This window comes from Undibacterium sp. TC9W, assembly GCF_049339865.1.
Taxonomy (GTDB): domain Bacteria; phylum Pseudomonadota; class Gammaproteobacteria; order Burkholderiales; family Burkholderiaceae_D; genus Undibacterium.
Genome location: NZ_JBMPPJ010000004.1, coordinates 48394 through 65094, shown reverse-complemented (window position 1 = coordinate 65094; position 16701 = coordinate 48394). Strand labels below are relative to the sequence as shown.

Annotated in this window: 17 protein-coding genes; 6 read left to right on the top strand and 11 right to left on the bottom strand. The window is 52.1% G+C overall.

Translation table 11 applies throughout. The features are described 5' to 3' along the window. Positions 1-115 precede the first annotated feature (115 nt). Positions 116-1003: a LysR substrate-binding domain-containing protein gene (locus ACO0LN_RS06250; protein ID WP_422971986.1), complete on the top strand. Its 888-nt coding sequence runs from the start codon at positions 116-118 to the stop codon at positions 1001-1003. 206 nt (positions 1004-1209) lie between these two features. Here the strand turns inward: ACO0LN_RS06250 and ACO0LN_RS06245 are convergent, their stop codons facing one another. From ACO0LN_RS06245 to ACO0LN_RS06235, 3 genes are all read right to left on the bottom strand, one after another. Continuing rightward, positions 1210-3543, bottom strand: a complete 2334-nt coding sequence (locus ACO0LN_RS06245; RefSeq protein WP_422971984.1) for a putative bifunctional diguanylate cyclase/phosphodiesterase — start codon at positions 3541-3543, stop codon at positions 1210-1212. 243 nt (positions 3544-3786) lie between these two features. Continuing rightward, the gene (locus ACO0LN_RS06240) at positions 3787-4704 is read right to left on the bottom strand and encodes an aldo/keto reductase (RefSeq protein WP_422971982.1); all 918 of its coding nucleotides are present in this window, start codon (positions 4702-4704) and stop codon (positions 3787-3789) included. 8 nt (positions 4705-4712) lie between these two features. Then, on the bottom strand, positions 4713-5363 hold the full coding sequence (locus tag ACO0LN_RS06235) for a DsbA family protein (protein ID WP_422971980.1): 651 nt from the start codon (positions 5361-5363) through the stop codon (positions 4713-4715). 68 nt (positions 5364-5431) lie between these two features. Between ACO0LN_RS06235 and ACO0LN_RS06230 the strand changes: the two genes are divergently transcribed. Then, positions 5432-5590, top strand: a complete 159-nt coding sequence (locus tag ACO0LN_RS06230) for a hypothetical protein (protein ID WP_422971978.1) — start codon at positions 5432-5434, stop codon at positions 5588-5590. A gap of 106 nt (positions 5591-5696) precedes the next feature. Here the strand turns inward: ACO0LN_RS06230 and ACO0LN_RS06225 are convergent, their stop codons facing one another. Genes ACO0LN_RS06225 through ACO0LN_RS06215 form a run of 3 tightly spaced genes read right to left on the bottom strand, consistent with a single transcriptional unit; the run spans position 5697 to position 8821 of the window. Further along, the gene (locus ACO0LN_RS06225) at positions 5697-6848 is read right to left on the bottom strand and encodes an anhydro-N-acetylmuramic acid kinase (protein ID WP_422971976.1); all 1152 of its coding nucleotides are present in this window, start codon (positions 6846-6848) and stop codon (positions 5697-5699) included. 53 nt (positions 6849-6901) lie between these two features. Next, positions 6902-7435 (bottom strand): GNAT family N-acetyltransferase, encoded by a 534-nt coding sequence (locus ACO0LN_RS06220; RefSeq protein WP_422971974.1) that lies wholly within the window; start codon positions 7433-7435, stop codon positions 6902-6904. Between the two features lie 12 nt (positions 7436-7447). After that, positions 7448-8821 (bottom strand): peptidoglycan DD-metalloendopeptidase family protein, encoded by a 1374-nt coding sequence (locus ACO0LN_RS06215; RefSeq protein WP_422971972.1) that lies wholly within the window; start codon positions 8819-8821, stop codon positions 7448-7450. Positions 8822-9086: 265 nt separating this feature from the next. On the opposite strand from ACO0LN_RS06215, the gene tyrS reads away from it, so the two are divergent. The 3 genes from tyrS to ACO0LN_RS06200 all read left to right on the top strand — a co-directional run bounded on the left by tyrS (position 9087) and on the right by ACO0LN_RS06200 (position 11689). Continuing rightward, a complete protein-coding gene (gene tyrS / locus ACO0LN_RS06210; protein WP_422971970.1) occupies positions 9087-10355 on the top strand; it encodes a tyrosine--tRNA ligase in 1269 nt (422 codons plus the stop codon). A 198-nt stretch (positions 10356-10553) separates the two neighbouring features. Next, entirely contained in the window at positions 10554-10994 is a 441-nt protein-coding gene (gene dtd / locus ACO0LN_RS06205; RefSeq protein WP_422971968.1) for a D-aminoacyl-tRNA deacylase, read from the top strand. Positions 10995-11020: 26 nt separating this feature from the next. After that, complete coding sequence (locus ACO0LN_RS06200) at positions 11021-11689, top strand: histidine phosphatase family protein (protein WP_422971966.1); 669 nt, start codon at positions 11021-11023, stop codon at positions 11687-11689. 576 nt (positions 11690-12265) lie between these two features. Here ACO0LN_RS06200 and ACO0LN_RS06195 read toward each other — a convergent pair. Beyond that, entirely contained in the window at positions 12266-13489 is a 1224-nt protein-coding gene (locus tag ACO0LN_RS06195; protein ID WP_422971964.1) for an alpha/beta hydrolase-fold protein, read from the bottom strand. Between the two features lie 103 nt (positions 13490-13592). On the opposite strand from ACO0LN_RS06195, the gene ACO0LN_RS06190 reads away from it, so the two are divergent. Next, the gene (locus tag ACO0LN_RS06190) at positions 13593-13763 is read left to right on the top strand and encodes a hypothetical protein (protein ID WP_422971962.1); all 171 of its coding nucleotides are present in this window, start codon (positions 13593-13595) and stop codon (positions 13761-13763) included. On the opposite strand, the gene ACO0LN_RS06185 is transcribed toward ACO0LN_RS06190, so the two are convergent. The 4 genes from ACO0LN_RS06185 to ACO0LN_RS06170 all read right to left on the bottom strand — a co-directional run bounded on the left by ACO0LN_RS06185 (position 13760) and on the right by ACO0LN_RS06170 (position 16582). Further along, a complete protein-coding gene (locus tag ACO0LN_RS06185) occupies positions 13760-13981 on the bottom strand; it encodes a hypothetical protein (RefSeq protein ID WP_422971960.1) in 222 nt (73 codons plus the stop codon). The two genes, ACO0LN_RS06190 and ACO0LN_RS06185, sit on opposite strands and share 4 nt — an antisense overlap. Positions 13982-14187: 206 nt before the next feature. Further along, positions 14188-14925: a LytR/AlgR family response regulator transcription factor gene (locus ACO0LN_RS06180; RefSeq protein WP_422971958.1), complete on the bottom strand. Its 738-nt coding sequence runs from the start codon at positions 14923-14925 to the stop codon at positions 14188-14190. Further along, the gene (locus ACO0LN_RS06175; protein ID WP_422971956.1) at positions 14922-15965 is read right to left on the bottom strand and encodes a sensor histidine kinase; all 1044 of its coding nucleotides are present in this window, start codon (positions 15963-15965) and stop codon (positions 14922-14924) included. Before ACO0LN_RS06175 ends, ACO0LN_RS06180 begins: the two co-directional genes overlap by 4 nt. Positions 15966-15979: 14 nt before the next feature. Continuing rightward, the gene (locus ACO0LN_RS06170; protein ID WP_422971954.1) at positions 15980-16582 is read right to left on the bottom strand and encodes a hypothetical protein; all 603 of its coding nucleotides are present in this window, start codon (positions 16580-16582) and stop codon (positions 15980-15982) included. Between the last annotated feature and the right edge of the window lie 119 nt (positions 16583-16701).

Sequence of the window (16701 nt, the reverse complement as noted above, 5' to 3'; positions counted from 1 at the left end):
ACAGCAAGCGAAGGATATGCGAAATTCCTCTGTGTCTTTTATTGCGACAACCGGATTTACAGGTGATCTCTTAACGAGTGCTTGAGTACGCTACATAAAACAAATCAGGAAGAGTATGGCAACACGATTACCACCGGTACATGCATTATCTGCTTTTGAGGCTGCGGCGCGGCATAGTTCTTTTGCGATTGCGGCAGAGGAATTGTGCATCACACCTTCTGCACTGTCGCACCGCATACGTCTGCTGGAAGAACATTTGTGCGAGCGCGTTTTTGTACGTGAAGGGCGCAGTGTCACGCTGACTGAGTTTGGTCGCCGTTACCTTGATGTGGTGCGGGTAGCCTTGCGCACCTTGTCTGATTTCCCGCTGCCAAACAAGATCACGCACAGCCAGTTGCGCGTCAAGGTGACGGTACCGCCTACCTTTGCGCGCTATATGTTCATGCCACGCCTGGCTGAATTCATGCACCAGTATCCCGATATAGAAATTGAAGTCTATCTGTTTGTGCCGCTATATGACCTGAGCTTGTCAGAAAGTGATGTAGAGGTGCGTTTTGGCGCCGGTGAATATCCTAATCTGGTCACCAAGAAATTATTTGTCGAACCCAGCTTTGCCGTCGCCAGCCCGGCTTACCTGAAATCTTTGCCGTCGATACAGACGCCGGCAGACCTGCGTCATGCCAGACTCTTGCGGTCTGCGCTGGAACCCTGGCAGCCATGGTTTGAAGTGGCGGGACTGGACTGGCCAGAACCAACGACAGGCTTGCGCATCGATGACCTCGGCCTGTTGCTGGAAGCAGTCAAGCATGGCCATGGCATAGGCCTGACACGCCAGCATTTTGCCCAGGAGATGATCAACCGGGGTGAAGTCGTGCGTGTGTTTGATACGCAACTGGCAACGCCACCGCATGCCTATTACCTGGTGCATGAGGCCCAGGCAAATATACGGCCCGAGGTGCAGTTGTTCATCGACTGGATGCAGGCGACTTATCAGCAGGCTTAGTGACTGGTTTTGCAGGGTGCGCCATGCACACCGTTTGAGACACGGACATGCTACTGCAAACCTATATTTGTTGTAAACAATGGTGCGCGCCACGCACGGCAAACATCTTTCCCCTGGGAGTTGAAATGGCATGCGGCGCATTACCATGCGCCCTACAACACGGCTACGTTTAAAATTAGCCTATGTGCACCGCAAAGCTGTCTGCGCTACACCACCCTGCTGCTCTCCTGACCCGGTTGCTCTATCTGTTTTTGCAGGGCCAGCCATTTGTCCAGCGGCATGGGGCGGGCGAACAAGAAGCCCTGCATGGATGCGCAACCGTTGGCGATCAAAAATTCTGCCTGCTCCTTGGTCTCCACCCCTTCTGCCACCACACGCAAACCCAGGTGGGATGCCATCGACAATATCGATTGCACGATGGCCGTGCCATTCGCATCACCCGGCGTATCGTGAACAAAACTCTTGTCTATCTTGAGTTCATACAAAGGCAGGCGTTTGAGGTAAGCCAGGCTGGAATAGCCGGTACCAAAATCATCGATGGAAAAACGTATGCCCAGCGTCGTCAATTCCAGCATGCGGGCAATGGTGTCTTGCAGGTTATCAATGAGCAGGCCCTCTGTCACTTCAAAGATCAGGCGTGATGGCGACGCGCCAGTGTAGCGCAAGACGCGCCTGACTTTTCCTACAAAATCTGGCTGACGGAATTGCTTGGGGCTGACATTGACAGACAGGGGGATGTCCCAGCCTGCCGCCTGTAATTGCAGCAGGGCCAGGCAGCCCTGTTCAAGCACCCAGTCACCGAGCCGCAAGATCATGCCGGATTCTTCTGCCACGGGGATGAACAGCGCGGGTGACACAAATCCACGCTCAGGGTGTATCCAGCGCATCAGCATTTCACCACCCACTGGCCGACCCAGTCTATCGACCTGGGCCTGGATATACATATACAGCTGCCCACCTGAGATGGCTTCGCCCAGTTCCCTTTCCATGGTCAGCCTTTGCTCGACCTCGGTCTGCATGCCGGTTTCATAAAAAGCGATCTGGTTGCGGCCACTGCTCTTGGCGCGGTACATGGCGGTATCTGCTTCACGCAGCAGGTCGTGCGAATTCTGGTTTTCTCTTGGCAACAGGGTCACGCCTATGCTGCAGGTCGTGCTGTATTGCAGGCCATTGATGTCAAAAAACTGTGAGATCGAATGACGGATTTTCTCAGCCACAGCCTGTGCTGCGTGGGCACCTGCTGCCACATTATTCGAGATGTGGCAAAGCATGACGACGAATTCATCACCGCCTATATGGGCCACCGTATCCACTTCGCGCAGGCTGCTGGAGAGTCTTTGCGCGACCAGGTTCAGCAAGGCATCGCCAACAGCATGGCCGCGCGCATCATTGATGTATTTGAAATGGTCGAGATCGATGAACAGCACGGCACTGACCATGTTGCTGCGTCTGGCGGTGGCCAGCAGTATGCTCATGCGGTCCAGCAAGAGGCGGCGATTCGGCAAGCCTGTCAGCACATCGAAATAGGCCAGCCTGTGTATATGTTCCTGGGCTTTTTTGCGGTCGCTGATATCGCGGCCAGTAGCAACCCAGTGGCTGAACAGACCGTGCTCGTCAGCCAGCGGTACCACGTCAGCCTCCATCCAGAATTCACTGCCATCGTGGGTGTAGCAAATCAGTTCTATATGAACCGATTCATAAGACAGCAATGCCTGGTTGAGTTTATCGACTTCATCTACCTGGGTGCGCGGCCCCTGCAAAAAAACCGGGGACTTGTCGATGACATCCTCACTTTTAAAACCGGTCTGGCGCACGAAGGCATCATTGACGAAGACGATCTTGAGACGGCGCTTTCCGGCGCCATCAATATCGACCTTGATGATCATGACGATGTCATTGAGACGCGCCACGGCAGCAACAATCAGGCGCAATTCTTCGTTCGCTGCTTTTAGTGAAGATTGCCCGTGTTGCAATGAAGCAGCGATGACATGCTGATGTTCAAGAGAACTATCCAGCCTATGCAACAACACGCTGCAAGAAATGGACATAACGGCTGTGATAAAACTGAAATTGATGGTCACCACCACCAGTTGCATGAAGGGGTGGGAATCAAAGCCATAGACATGCAAATTGGAATCAGAGATATAGCCCACCCCCAGCAAGCTCACTGAAGCCAGCACCAGCGCATACATGGACAGCCGCATGTTCAGCAGCAACGAGGTCAGTACCGGGAATGCCAGTAAATAAATCAAGCCAGTCAGGCCGACCTTGATGAGGAACCAGACACCGAGGAGATACAGGAAAAGCAAAAAATTCCAGGCGCGTTGCTGATAACTCAAAAAAGGCAGGCGCCAGATCGTGGCAACCCAGCCCAGGGCAAAAATATCCACCACGACGACTGACCACAGGTTTTCACTGATGGCCAGCACGATGCTGGGTATGGCTGTTGCGCCACCAAGTGCGAGTACAAAAAACAGGATGGCCGACAGAACCTGCTCACGCCACTGATGGGTTTCCCCAAGTGCCGAAGAGCTCACCATGAAATTACTGCGGATGAATTGAAAAACAGTCACAAATCCTGTCCTTCTGCAATCACATCACGAAACGGGCCAGACCAGATTTAGCGGCCAGAAAGGTAATAATATACCAACATTTATCGATTCAAACAGAAATTGCGGCCTTGCTCGCAAAAAGCGACAAATGACTTTACACAAGGCAACAATATGGCTATTTGGCAGGCTGGTTGATCAACAAACTGATCAATCAGTGCCTGTCAATCCCGACTAATCTACGTTTTTGCCCGCAGACGCACACCACAGGGCAAACCATTGTTCACGGCTGAGTTTGATGGCAGTAGCATTGACTGCTTCTTCAATCGCGGCGATACGGCCTGAACCCGTCAGCACCATTGGCCGGGATGGATGTTGCAAAATCCAGGCAAGGGCAATGGTACTGGGGCTGCTATCAAGCTCTGCAGCAATGCGGGCCAGCACAGTGCTGATACTCTGGCCACGTTCGTCCTGCTCATGCAGGGGACGGAACAGGCTGCCACCGCCAAGGGCCGACCAGATCATAGGTGCAATGCGCAGGCGCTGACACAAATCCAGCGTGCCATCGTGCAGGGGCTGCATATGCAGGAGCGATAATTCAACCTGGTTGGTCACCAGCGGGAAGCGGGATGCCAGCAATTCAAATTGACTGTTGGTGAAGTTTGACACGCCAAAATGCCTGACCTTGCCACTGTCTTGCAAATGCTGGAAAGCACCGGCGATTTCATCGGCATCCATGAGGGGGTCTGGCCTGTGTATCAGCAGTAAATCCAGCTGTTCTATTTGCATCGCATGCAATGATTGTTCTGCGGATGCAATGATGTGTGCGGCACTGGTATCGTAATGCTGCATGCCATGGGCAGGGCGATTATCAGACACCAGCTTGATGCCACATTTGCTGACGAACTGGAACTTGTCGCGCAGATGCGGTGCCAGCGCTATCGCCTCACCGAGCAATTGCTCACTTTCGTAATTGCCATAGATATCTGCCTGGTCTATGGTGTTAATGCCAAGCGCCAGTGCCTTCTCAAGAAAAGTCACTCTTTGCTGTGCTGTCATCTGCCAACTGGCGAGCCGCCACAGGCCAAGTACGATGCGGGAAAATTCAGGGCCATTTGGAGCGATAGGGGCAATCTGTAAATGTGGAGTCATGCTATTTGTCATTGTTGTGTCAGTGCCTGGAAAGTAGAGATCAGATCATCACGCGTGGTGTAGCCAGAAGCGAGCATGTGTAGAGCACCTTCATGCACGAGCAAGAGCGCCGGAAAGCCGCGTATTCCCCAGTTTTTTGCCTGCTCAAAATGCTCGCGCGCATCTGACATGGCCATCGGTGACACCAGGGTTTCGGCAAAGCTGGCCACATCAAAACTGCCCTCACCTTCGACCTTGTTCATCGCAGCGACGGCAAGTTCAGACAAGACTGCCGGATCACGCACATCACGCCCTTGCGCATAAAAGCCATGCTGCACCGCATGGAAGACGGCCAGTGCAGACCGCCCGGTATCATCGTCAGTCAGCGTGCGCGCAGTCACCACGGCGCGGCAGGCGGGCTCGGTGTCATACACAAAGCCGGGCTGTGACATGGCAGTGTCACTGAAAGGCAGGCCACTACGCACTGCCACCTGCTGCCAGTGCCCCATGATAGTGTTGCGCGTAGCATCATCCAGCACTTGTTTGTTATAGGCGCGCAAACCGCCCATGATCAGGTCAATTTTGGCATGTGGCACGGTATCAAGAAAAGCCAGCAATTCTGGCCCGAACCCATAGCACCAGGAACACATGGGGTCGGCGACATAAATCAGTTGGGTCATAAAGCAATCTCAAAGTATCAGTATTGATTTGCCATTGTATAGAAACTTGGGACTAGTGGACTGTAACAGTGAAAAGCGAAGTGCCTGCCATGCGCGCGACGACCATGACTGCGTTGCAAATACTCGCGATAGCCCCGCTATCGCTGTGTAATTATGCAAACCCGGCCTTGCCCTGGTTCGCCGGGCACATGTCCTTCACTTCCGCTTTCACCGTTACAGTCCACTAGCTGTCGCCTGCGCTTTTACAGGGTGCGCCGTGCGCACCAGCCTGCCTATATTTGCATGCATGGATTTACACGCGTGACTACGGTGCGCACGGCGCACCCTGCTAAACTACGCGGGGTAGAGGGCACCCAAAATTCGCCCGCCTGCAGCACCCGTCACATCGGGCAAATTCCCTGGCAAGCGCAGGCAAAAGCGCTGTGCCAGCCAGGCGAAGGCCAGGGCCTCTACCTGTTCAGGTGCGACACCGAGCACCGCAGTGCTGCTGACGACAGCAGCACATGATTGCGTTGTCAGCAAAGTCTGCAAGCGCTGCATGAGCTGATGATTGAGAGCGCCACCACCGCAGACATAAACATGGGCGGCATCGGCAGCATGGCGGGCAATATCATTAGCCAGCGTCAGCGCGGTAAACTCACATAAAGTTGCCTGCACATCGACAGGCGATGCAGCCTCGAATCCCTGCAGCTTGCCTTGCAGCCATGCGGGATGAAACAAATCACGCCCCGTGCTTTTGGGTGGTGGCATCTGCAGATAAGCTTCGTCCATCAGGCTTTCCAAGAGGGTTGGTATGACTGCGCCCTGTGCTGCCCAGTCACCATTCGCATCATAGCTTTTACCCTGATGTTGCAGCACCCAGGCATCCATCAATACATTGCCGGGGCCGGTATCAAAACCACGGGTACTGCCATCTGCCGCGAGCACGCTGATATTGCTGATGCCGCCGATATTGGCAACCACGCTGGAAGCACCCGCGCGGCCAAATACGGCACGGTGAAAGGCGGGTACCAGCGGCGCACCCTGGCCACCGGCAGCGACATCACGGCTGCGGAAGTCAGCAATAACATCTATCCCCGTCAACTCTGCCATCAAAGAAGGGTTATTGGTCTGGCGGGTATAGCCTAGCTCTGGCCTGTGCCGGATAGTCTGGCCATGTGCGCCTATGGCATGCACGGTATGTTCCGGCGCACATGCCTGCAGCTTTTTGACGCAAGCGGCATAGGTGCTGGCGAGTGCATTTGCCAGCAGTGCTTCGTGATGCAGTTCATTGTCACTGGCCTGCTGCAGGCGCATGGCTTGCTGGCGCAAGTCTGGGTCAAAGGGGATATAGGCAGTCGCGATAATTTGCATACCGGTGTCAGCATCAGCAGCAGCATCAACTGAATCGGGCAGACGCACCATGACACCATCCACGCCATCGAGGCTGGTGCCTGACATCAGGCCTATGTAGATGTTTGCCGTATTGTTTTGATTGTGCAGCATGCTGATTCCACCCGTATGTTGATCAGCATGAGTATAGAAGAATCAATTGAGTATTACAGCGTCTTGCAGAAAATTCTGTTGGCGACTTCTTCATTTTCCATGCGGAAGACGGTGGCACCTATGTCGGCATAACCAGTACTGGGATAAAAGCGCAGGGCTTTATCGTTGCCGACCCAGGCTGTCAGCCAGAGTTGCTGTACGCCAAGAGAACGTAAATGTTCTTCAGCTTCAGCCAGCAAGCGGCGGCCTATGCCGCGACTAAAGAACCCAGGATGCACATACAGATGGTCGAGCTCGGCCTGGCGTTCAGCCTGCACCTGGTCATTGCGTTTGCCGTTCAGGGTCTGACAATAGCCAACCAGATGGCCATCCATTTCTGCCAGCAGGATGTGGGTATGTTCTTGCGCGAGATAAGCGGCGGTGCGTGCTGCTGTCAGTTCAGACAGCACATAATCGGCAATCGACTTTTTGATGCCATGCTTGACATAGGTATCAAGCCAGACTTGCAATATCAATACAGTCAAGGCAGAGACATCCTCTGTCTCTGCCTTGCGTATGATAACTTCGCCCCCTGCCAAACCAGCCAAACCCGCCAAGGCTTATGAGCGCTTGGCCGCCAGACGCATGACTTCTGCCATGCGTTCAGGATGCAGCAAGTTGAAGCGGTGAATCATGTCGCCAGCAAAACCTTTGAAGCGGCTCATTTCAGCGGCTGCCAGAGGCGCTGCCTCTGTCATGTTGATGCTCATCGGATCACGCGCTTCATTATTGACGCGGAACTCATAATGCAGATGCGGGCCAGTGGACCAGCCGGTAGTGCCGACATAACCAATGACATCACCTTGGCTGACCTTGCTGCCCTTGTGTATGCCGGGAGCAAAACGGCTCATGTGGGCGTAGGCTGTGCTGTAGTTATTCCAGTGCTTGAGCACGACCAAGTTGCCATAACCATTGCTGGGCGCGGCCGAATCAACCACGCCATCAGCCGAGGCGCGGATAGGCGTACCAGTCGCTGCTGCAAAATCAACACCCTTGTGCGCCTTCCATTGACCGGAGATAGGATGCACACGCATGGAGAAGCCGGAAGACACACGGGTAAATTCTATCGGTGACTTCAGGAAGGCTTTTTTGAGGGACTTGCCGTCAAAAGTGTAATAACCCCCCTTGCCGCCAGCTTCTTCAAACCAGGCAGCCTGATACAGCTTGCCAGAATTGCTGAATTCACCTGCGAGTACACGACCAGTGCGGACGCGCTCACCGTTTTGCCAGAAGCTTTCATAGACAATATTGAAATAGTCACCCTTTTGCAGGCGCTGGTAATCAACATTGGTCTCGAACATGGATTTGACCTGTTCAGTGACGCCGTAGGGGATCATGGCATCGTCGGCAGCCGGGTAAAAGGCGGTGCGGATATAAGCCGTTGCCATTTCCACACGTCTTTCGAGCTTGGCAGTGACATCAGAAGATGTCAGTTTGCCATGAGCATCGCGATTGATGACGATGTTTCTGACTGGTTTGTCCGGGCCATCGGAGACAGTTGTTTGCAACCACAGGAGTTCACCTTCTTCATCCGTTTTCACTGCAACGGTTTTGTCAGCCCTGAATTGCAGGATACCGCGTGCAATACTGTCTGATTTGATGAACTGTGCCGCTTCTTCATCATCCACGCCTATGCGCTGCAAGAAAGTGGCTAACTGCTCACTGCTCTTGAAGGTAGCTTCACGGATGAATTGCTGATCAGTCGCTTCAAGTGCAGCGACCTGTTCATCCAGGGAAGGCAGGCTGAGTTCTTCTTTGATGCGCTTGACCGGCAGGTCAGACGCGTCTGGTGCCAAAGGAGCAACACCAGCAGCGCCAAATGCGCAAACAGCAAAGAAGAGTGCGGAAACAGAAACGATGCGCGAAGCGCGTGTGGTGCCAAACAACAGTCTGCCACCAGAGACTAATCGAAGTAATTTATCTGTTGGACGCATGCAATAAGTTAAAATTGACTGTTTTATCGAAAATTCGAGATCGTTGCAGTGAGATGGTCATGCACATAAAATGTGCATGGTATCAGGACAGCAACACTAAGTTCGGGATTATAAAACCAGGGAACTAGCAAGTAAATTGCTGACATCCGGTTTAAGCGATAATCCCTGCAAATTAACCAACACCCAGAATTTGGCAAACGCTGATTATGGATTCAGATTTGAAATTCGACCAGCGGTGTTACAAAAAAATTGATTTCCATTAAAGATGACTTCTGAACATAATTCCAGCTCCTCTGAAAACACTGGCAACGCCAGCAAAATCCTGCCCTTGTCTGATGCGGTGCAGCACGCCCTGGCGGTAACCAAACGCGGCGTTGATGAACTGCTCATCGAATCCGAATTTGCCCAAAAACTGGCACGTAGCGAACAGACCGGCAAACCCCTGCGCATCAAGCTGGGCCTTGACCCGACTGCACCAGATTTGCACCTGGGCCACACCGTCGTGCTCAACAAGATGCGCCAGCTGCAAGATCTGGGCCATACCGTGATCTTTTTGATTGGTGACTTCACCTCCATGATCGGTGACCCGTCCGGCCGCAACGCCACCCGCCCACCACTGACCCGCGAGCAAATCGAAGACAATGCCCAGACTTATTTCAAGCAGGCAGCTTTGGTGCTGGACGCCAGCAAAACCGAAATACGCTACAACTCTGAATGGTCAGATCCACTCGGTGCACGTGGCATGATCCAGTTATCATCCAAATATACCGTCGCCCGCATGATGGAGCGCGATGACTTCACCAAACGCTTCAAGGCAGGCACACCTATTTCCGTGCATGAATTCTTGTACCCACTGATGCAGGGTTATGATTCTGTCGCCCTGAAATCAGACCTGGAACTTGGTGGCACTGACCAGAAATTCAACCTGCTGGTAGGTCGTGAACTGCAAAAAGATTATGGACAAGAGCCGCAATGTATTTTGACCATGCCTTTGCTCGAAGGCCTGGACGGCGTTGAGAAGATGTCGAAGTCCAAGAACAACTACATCGCCATCACTGAACCGGCCAATACCATGTTCGCCAAGATCATGAGTATTTCTGATGTCATGATGTGGCGGTACTATGAGCTGCTGTCGTTCTGCTCGCTGGAGCAGATCGCTGCGTACAAAAAAGCCGTGGCTGAAGGCCAGAACCCGCGCGATATAAAGGTAGCGATTGCGCAGGAAATCGTAACGCGCTTCCATAACAGGCAGGCGGCGGAAGATGCGCTGGCGAATTTTGTCAATGTTACCAAAGGTGGAATACCAGATGATCTGCCAGAAGTCAGCGTCAGCGGTGCGCCAATTGGCATAGGCCAATTGTTAAAGCAAACGAATCTTTGCGCATCATCATCTGAAGCCCTGCGTATGGTGGAGCAAGGCGGCGTGCGTATAGATTCCGTTGTTATCAGTGACAAGGGCTTGAAAGTGGAAGCAGGTACTTTCGTGCTGCAAGTCGGCAAGCGCAAGTTTGCGAAAGTGACTTTGACGGCCTGATGTTTCAATCCTCGTAGGTTGGGCTACGCTTCATCAGCCCAACACTGGACGTTTAAATAACGTATATGTTTGCTTAGGCTAAGTGTTGGGCTGATAAGGCGTAGCCTAGCGAGGCCCGGCCCAACGTACGAGTTCTGCCCAACCTACGAGATTTCGCCCCTTCTCTCCGCCCCCAAGCAACGATACCAATTACCCCCCATGATCGCCCTACTCCAAAGAGTTACAGAAGCCACAGTCGTCGTTGATGGCAACACCATAGGCGCCATCAATACCGGCCTGATGGTCCTGGTCTGCGCCGAGCGCGAAGACACTGAAAAACAGGCCGACGACCTGCTAAAAAAATTACTCTCCTACCGCGTATTCTCTGACGACGCGGGCAAGATGAATCGCAGCGTCACAGATCTACAAGGCGGCTTGCTCTTGGTACCGCAATTCACGCTGGCGGCAGATACCAATTCCGGCACGCGGCCGTCTTTCACACCGGCTGCACCACCAGAACTGGGCAGGCAATTATTCGATTACTTTGTTGCCCAGGCGCGCAGCAAACATGCGCAGGTAGAAACCGGCAGCTTTGGTGCCGACATGAAGGTCTCACTGACCAATGATGGTCCCGTCACCTTCTGGCTAAAAACAAAATAAGAACAAAATAAGAACAAAATAAACAAATGAAACCCACAGAAATTTTATTGATACGCCACGGCGAAACCGCCTGGAATGCCGAACGCCGTTTGCAAGGCCATCTCGATATCCCGCTGAATGCAGAAGGCACGCGCCAGGCAAAGGCACTGGCCTGGGCTTTGCAAAATGAAAAACTGCACGCGATAGTCTCCAGCGATTTGCAGCGCGCCGTGCAAACCGCCGGTGAAATCGCCCGCCTGCAAGGCGTCAGCACCCGTATAGACAAGGGTTTGCGTGAGCGCTGTTTTGGTGGTTTTGAAGGCAAGCTGTATAGCGAGCTGCCCAGCTTGTACCGCAAGGAATATAACGCCTGGCAGGCGCATGAACCAGATGCCCAATTCCCACCCGGTGAAAACGAAGGCGAAACCATACGCCAGTTCCACAAGCGCGTCATGGAACATGTGCTGCACTATGCCAAACAATTCGAGGGCAAGAAAATTGCACTGGTTGCTCACGGTGGCGTACTCGAATGTGCCTACCGTGCCGCCAATGATTTACCGCTGAACGCCCCACGTGAAGTGACCATCTACAACGCCAGCATCAACCGCTTTGAAGTGACGGGTAAAGAAATCAAACTGGTGCAATGGGGTGATATTGCGCATCTGGATGCCGACGGGCTGGATGAAATTAACCAGAGCAAGGTCGAGAAGCATTGATGCCTTTGCGATGCCAATAACCGGCATTATCTGTCAGTTGAAGAACGCCACTGGGCTCCAGCCTGCGCTGGAGAGACCTTAAATTGCGCCACCAGAATAGTATCCTCAACAAATTAGAATTCTTATTTGCGTTAGCGAATGATAATCCTCATACCTCCCAAATCGTCATTCCTGCGCAGGCACACTGCTGTCCGGAATAATGTCCTTGACAAGCAATAACGAGTAAATTCCCTCCCTTTAAGGGGAGGGCTAGGGTGGGGATGGGTTTCGGTAGATTGGCAGCAAATGATTTTACTTCAGAAACCCATCCCCATCCCAACCTTCCCCTTGAAGGGGAAGGAGCTTCAAGCATGATCGCTGGCAAAAATTATCCAATTGCAGAATTAAATCTCCGACTTAGAAAAATCGCCGGAACGCTGTTCGTACTTGACGCTCCGAATGAGTCAATATAATTATTCCAGACAACAGTGTGCGCAGGCAGGAATCCAGCGACTTTCGTGGTGTGCAGTAAAAGCGATTGGCTAATAAAACATCATCAACAGGTATCAACAGCGTTCACGATACTGGTACTTATTTTTACTTCGTTAATTTCTCCAGCTTTCCTTTAGCCTTGGAACCGACATCCAGTTTCACGGCTTGCTGATAGGCTTCTTTCGCTTTGGTCTGCTCATTTGCAGCTAGGTAGTAATCACCCATACCTTCATGGGACAAGGCATTGCGTGGATAATTTTCCACGTTCGCGCTGAGAAAATCATGGGCATTCTTCAATTTTTTCTCACGCAAGAAATGCTGTCCCAACCAATCCATCGTTTCAAGATCGGGCAAAAGCTTATAGCCCATACGCGCGCTGATTTTTTCAAACTGATGTTTCAGTTCACCTGCACCATCTATCTTCGCATCATACAAGCGCACAAAATCAGCCATCTTGTAAAAATCAAACAAGAAATTCAAGCCGTCATACTCGGCCAAAATCGGAATAGAACCATGGCCTTCGTCCGGGTAGTATTTCCACTTCCAGCGCAAACCGCTTTGTGGATGCGCATCCAGTGTATCGACCAGTTTGAGTATGGAACGAATATGCCTGCTTTCCTGATCGCTGCCAGATCTGACCTGATCAATAGACACGCCTTTGGCAAGTGTATTGGCAACCGCCAGATATAGCGATTTGTTAGCCAGGCGGCCATCGCTTAGCGCCTCTTCCATCTGTTTGACCAGTAAGGCATTATCCCACCACACACTGGGATCTATCGCCAGATAGGCGTCGAACAATGCACTGTGATTAATCAGATTATGCATCACCGTCAAGCCACCCAAAGAATGACCAACCAATACCCGATAAGGAGCAGCCGGATACTTTGCGTTGATGTAGGGAATCAGTTCTTTTTCCAGATAAGTAGAAAAAGCTTCGCCACCACCAGAGTTTTCATTGATCTTTTCTGGCTGGGCATACGAACCTGCCTTCGTCGGCGTCAGTTCACGTTGACGGTTATTGTGGGTAACCGCAACCAAGATCATTTGGGGGCAAGAGTGTCCAATGCCCCGGCATTTCTTTTCCATCAAACCCATCATCGAAAGAAAATGATCGTTGCCGTCCAGCAAATACACAACCGGATAGACAGGCTTCTCCGGTCCCCGGACAGCATTCGTCTTGGGAACATATACCCAGATCTTTTTATCTTCGTTCAAGACATTCGAATGTATGGTTTCTATAGTACCGACAACAATATCTTCACTTTTTTCCACTGCATTGGCCAATCCCGCTATAGCCAGCAAGAAAACAAATATTCTGATGTTGATCATAAAAAGCTAAATCTCATGAAGGTAGTCAGGAAAAGTCGCGTGCATTTTTTATCGCATGTGAATCAGATTGCATTACTAACAATGTCGCGTCAAGCAGATACTAATGAAAATAGACGAAGCCAAAAGCACGCTGGAAACCATAGGACGTGAATGTGAAGCGACACGAGGAACACTTCAGACATTTGTGGAAAAGGATGATCAGGATAAGCTGATATGGCACGCGATCAATATTGAAGAAATGCCCGCTTGCCATTACCAGCATTCAGGCATTTAGCCCTGGATGGAATCGACCCGCTTGGCCGCAACACCCACATTGACGCCAGTCACGATGGTCGCAATACTTGCAACGACAGACAAGCCCAGAAAGAATCCAGATACGAACTCTGACGTCAGGCCCAGGACAGAAAAATCACTATTCTTTGAGACAAGGATACACAATAACGTGAACAGACCAGACAAACTGCACATCAGCGACAAGTTTTTGGTTTTCATGATTAAATGATTCTGTGTAATTAATGACAATAGTATATCGCATAAACATGCGTCGTCGCTAAATGCAATACCAGCGCGCCCCAAGGAGTCGCTGAGTAAGCATAGCGAGCGATGTCAGTTTGAGTTGAGAAGAGCTTCGTACTCAATTACGGCGAGCATCGCCGACTCAAAATGGCTTCGCGCAGTAGCTTAATCAGCGGCTCCGCCTACATCTGCCTGAACTGATGCTGATACGCCTGCGACACCGCCAGCCATTCATCCTCTTTCTGCAAACGCAAAGCCAGCCCGCCATCACTTCTCTGCACCGCATCTATCGCACCGACATTGACGATATTGCTGCGGGATATCTGCCAGAATTTATCACCGTCGAGTTGCGCCGCCAGGTCCTTGATGGTGGTGCGGATATAGGCTTCTAGTTTGGTCGTGATGACTTTGGTGTATTTGGAATCTGCGCGAAAGCAGAGCACATCGCTGACATTGATGAAGCGTATCTGGTTGCCAACCGATGCCTGTATCCAGCGCAGTGCTTCTTGCGGCTTTTTTATTTGCAGGGCAGACAGATCCGCCGGTTGTTGTGACAGGCGCTGTCTGAGCCTGTGCACTGCCAGCGCCAACCTTACTAAATCCAGGGGTTTGAGCAGGTAGTCCACCGCCCCCTGGTCAAAGGCATCGACGGCATAATCATTATGGGCGGTCAGGAACACGATATGACAAGGGTGATGGGCCAGGCGGGCCACGTCTATGCCACTCAGGCCAGGCATGCGTACATCCAGAAAGGCGATGTCGGGGCGCAGGTCTGTAATGGCTTGCATGGCCTTGATGCCATCATCAACAGCGGCGATGATGTCCAGTTCTGGCCATAGCTGCGCCAACGCGTCTTGCAACTCCTGGCGCAGGATGGCTTCATCTTCAGCGATCAGGGCTTTGGGTTTGATGATACTCATGCGAGATCACCAGTTCTGGCTGGCAGAGATATGGTGGCGCACACTCCATTTTTTTCGCCCGGCTGCAATTGCAGTTCGGCCTGCTCGCCAAACAAGGCCAGCAATCTTTCCTGTACATTCAGCAAACCCACACCACTGCCCAGTTCATCCTGGAAACCGCGGCCATTGTCGCTGACGGTGACCAGCAATTGCCCGGCTGCATTACTGGCACTGATGTCTATGCGTACCTCGCCCGGCTGCGGCTCTATGCCATGCTTGATAGCGTTCTCCACCAGGCTCATGATGGCCAGTGGCGGGATCAGGCAGGCGCGCACTTCATCGGTGGCCTGCACAGAAAACTGAAAGCGTGCACCCAGGCGTATCTGGAAAATTTGCAGATATGCGGCTGCCCTGTCCAGCTCTTGCCCCAGTGTGGTGGTACTCAGGCGCATGTCGGGCATGGCGGCACGCAGATAGGCAATCAGGTGGTTCAGCATTTGTTCTGCCTGATTTGCATCCTGGTGTATCAGGGCACGGGTATTGGCGAGGGTATTAAACAAAAAATGTGGTTCTATCTGGCCCTGTAGTGCAGCCAGTCTTGCTTCCAACATTTGTCTCTCGACTTTGTGCTTGCTGGCTTCCGCCGCCAGGCTGGCCTGGGTGCGGTGTCTGATTTCCTGGTCTATGGCAGCAGGCAAGACGGTGACAAAAATAAACACCAGGATAATGGCTGGCAACAACCAACTGACATGGCCTGTACTCATCGCTGGCCAGAATACGGCCTCCGCCTTGAGACCTGCAAACAATGCCAGCGCCACGGACAAGGCCAGGATAGCCCAGCGCTGGCTGGCATGTTTGAACCACAGTATTTTTTGCGACAGACATAAACCGGCTTGCGCCAGGGTATAGGCCAGCAGGATAGCCAGGCTATCTGCCAGCCAGGCTGAGCGGTTGGGGCCAAGGCTTGCATAAACCAGTAAACCCAGCACTACCAGCATGGGCAACAATGGCCACGTGTTCAATGTGCCTGCCCCTTCTTTATCACCATGAGTTATCGTCATGTCTGTCCGCATTTTTATTCCGAGAAATTCAGGTTTTTTATCGCTGCGCTTGCCTGACCGATGTTGACATCGTTTGCTATAGGTCTGCGTTCAGGTATGGAATTATTTGCGGGTGCTTCAGCGAAGGACAGGTCTTTCACTAACAATTTTCCTTGTTTTCTGATACCTATCCCTACCTCCAGTTTTTGCGCATTGGCGATCACTGGTGTCTGAACCTTCACCGTCTCCCAAGCGTCTCCTTTGGCTCCGCTGGAGGAGGTGATGCGAACACCGCCTTTGTCATCAGTCGTTCTGATCCAGAGTTCGTAGCGCCCCAGCTCACCCGTGTGTCGGGCTGATGCTGTTAAAAGCATGATTTTGCCACGATATGCACCGGCATCGACCACTTGCGTGATGGCGGCAAAATCATCATCATTGCTTGTCTCTTTTGAGGCGATAAAGAAAGCCGGTTGCTCTTTACTCCCTTGCGACTCATCAAGCCCACTTTCGTAATGAGTAGCGATTGCCCCATTGCCTGTCCAGCCTTTGGGTATGCCGTTCTTGACAGCGCCTGCGTAAGAGAAATTAACGGCAAAGGCAACCAGTGGTGCTGCGATCAGGATTTTCCAGTGTTTCATCATCTTTACTCCATAAGGGTTGTTAATGATGTGCAATATACGGATGAACAAGTTTGGTTTCCTTCGCTTTGCGATTACTGCCCCGTCACCGCCGATAAATGGCGGGAAATTTCTGATGA